Origin of the sequence: Geobacillus sp. WSUCF1 (assembly GCF_000422025.1) — a bacterium.
Lineage (GTDB): Bacteria > Bacillota > Bacilli > Bacillales > Anoxybacillaceae > Geobacillus > Geobacillus zalihae.
The window spans coordinates 1-1,592 of sequence record NZ_ATCO01000275.1; the positions used below are offsets into that span (position 1 = coordinate 1).

Consider the following 1,592-nt stretch of genomic DNA (forward strand, 5'->3'; position numbering starts at 1 on the left):
ATTTCATCCAGCTAACATGTCTCTAGGATTGAGTAGAAATCACAGAAAATGGTGAAGACCCATAAAAGGAGGAATTCAAATATGAACAGGAAATTTATAGGAGTAATGTCCCTCTTTTTGATAATATTATTCGGAATGTATGGTGTCGGGACTAAAATTGTCGCCAAATCAAAAATTTATGAAACAGAGTCAACAACTACATTAGTGGTTAATAAAAATGATTTAGAGGACCTTTCAATTTACTTCTTAACGCCTTATATAACCAAAGCAGTACAGGATTATTATGGAAAACCATCTGGAATTCAGTGGTGGAAGCCTAAAATATTAGAGATTAAAAATTTAGAACCCGGGAGTCGTTATAAATTCTTACTCAAAATTCGTGTAGAAACATTTAAAGGGGCTCACAACCCTCCTTACGGAATTGATATAATAACACTTGAAATCGATTTTGACAAAATTCGTATTATTGATTACAAGCACATCGAAGAGAAGATAAAAAAAACAAACATAGGGTATTACCTCTTTTATTTTTCCTAAATAATGGACTCACTAATCAGCGAGGAACAGCTGAGCTTATACAGCTACTTTCTCCTGCCCGAGTTCGACAGTGACTAGGCAAATAAATCGCCTCTCAGTCCTTGATGCAGAAGGGCTGAGAGGCGATTAGGTATACTTGTGGCGTGTATCTATATAGATGCACCTTGAAAAGTTAACTTCTGGATTACACTGCACACCCTAGGCGTTGTAGCACTTCCTTCGGGCGTTCATGGATGTAGTCCACAAACCGGGCAATGGCTTGGGCGATATCGTTTTGATCTTTGTGAAACACATTGGCAATGACAGTGTCTTTCAGCCATTTCCACAAGCGTTCGATCGGGTTCAGTTGCGGAGAATATGGAGGAAGGTAAATGAAGTGAAAACTCCGTCCTTCTTCCCGCAAAAACTCTCACACCATTTTGGCATGATGAATTCGGGCGTTATCCAGCACCAAGACGATGAGACGATCCGGGTAACGCTCTTTGAGAATCCGCAGGAAATCCAAAAATGTTGTCGCATTGGCCGCTCCTGCTTGATAAAGAACTGTTTCGCCATCATGGACGTTAACGGCGTCAAACAGCGATACGTGAGCATGATGGCCGAACGTCGGCACTTGCTTTTGACGGCCAACCTCTGACCATGTCGTACGCAACACATGATACGATCGGATATGCGTTTCATCGATGTACAACAGGACGGAATCTGGATCGATTAAGTTTTTTTTATTAGATCCATTTGTTTTTCGAAGTGTTTTTGCCGATCCGGATCTCCTTTCGCCAACGTGTAAGTCGGCCGGGTCCACGAAAGCCCTTTTCGATGCAAGAGTTTTCGCAAGGCTTCGCGGGACATGGAGATGCCATAATGGTGGTGTACATAGGATTGAAGGATCTTCGTATTCCACGCCGAAGCGATGTCCCAGCCCAGCTCCGCGGGTGTCGTGGTCAACACAAGGTGTTTGATCTCTTCCTGCTGTTCTTCGGTGAGAAACGGCTCTCGCCCAGGGGCAAAATCCCGATGAAGCAGGAGTTCCAGGCCCCATACCCGTCAAGTTAGCG

2 protein-coding genes and 1 pseudogene are annotated in these 1,592 nt (G+C 43.4%); 1 reads left to right on the forward strand and 2 read right to left on the reverse strand.

The features are described from left to right. Positions 1-81 precede the first annotated feature (81 nt). On the forward strand, positions 82-537 hold the full coding sequence (locus tag I656_RS0117175) for a DUF3888 domain-containing protein (RefSeq protein WP_050572334.1): 456 nt from the start codon (positions 82-84) through the stop codon (positions 535-537). 184 nt (positions 538-721) lie between these two features. On the opposite strand, the pseudogene I656_RS19580 reads toward I656_RS0117175, so the two are convergent. Both I656_RS19580 and I656_RS19585 read right to left on the reverse strand, forming a co-directional pair. Beyond that, a pseudogene (locus I656_RS19580) lies at positions 722-1,192 on the reverse strand (IS630 family transposase). A 56-nt stretch (positions 1,193-1,248) separates the two neighbouring features. Then, on the reverse strand, positions 1,249-1,386 hold the full coding sequence (locus I656_RS19585) for a winged helix-turn-helix domain-containing protein (protein WP_235048680.1): 138 nt from the start codon (positions 1,384-1,386) through the stop codon (positions 1,249-1,251). Between the last annotated feature and the right edge of the window lie 206 nt (positions 1,387-1,592).